This window comes from Methylobacterium sp. WL18 (assembly GCF_008040015.1).
In the GTDB taxonomy this organism is placed as follows: Bacteria; Pseudomonadota; Alphaproteobacteria; order Rhizobiales; family Beijerinckiaceae; genus Methylobacterium; species Methylobacterium mesophilicum.
Map to the genome: position 1 here is coordinate 1 of NZ_VRVD01001351.1, position 435 is coordinate 435.

The following is a 435-nucleotide window of genomic DNA, read 5'->3' on the forward strand; positions in this document are numbered from 1 at the left end:
GTGTCGTCGGCGGTGAGGAACAGGCCCCGGGCCCGGGCGGCGCGGCCGAGATCGGCCCGGCTGGTCCAGACGCTCTGGGCCGGGCTCGCCAGCAGCGCGAGGGCCAAAGGCGCCAGCCACAGGCCGAGCCAGGCATCGCCGGCCCAGACCAGGGCGAAGGCGATCAGCGCCCCGACCACGACGGCGTCGGCCTGGAGCCGGAACGCCTCCGACCAGGAGACCTCCCGGTCGTCGCGGTCCTGGGTCTCCCAGCGCACCACCCGGCCCAGGAAGGTCGAGACCACGGCGCCGGCCGTGAACAGGGTCAGCACCGGCCACAGGATCACCCACGCGGCCTGCTCGAGGGCGGCACTCGCCAGCAGCGCCCGGGTCCCGCCGAACGCCGCCCGGCGCTCGGGCGAGGCGAGGACGTGGCCGAGGCTCAGGACCTTGGGC

At 76.3% G+C, this 435-nt stretch carries 1 pseudogene; it reads right to left on the minus strand.

The window, feature by feature from the left end:
* Nucleotides 1-435 (minus strand): annotated as a pseudogene (locus tag FV228_RS32690) (glucans biosynthesis glucosyltransferase MdoH); the annotation flags it as partial.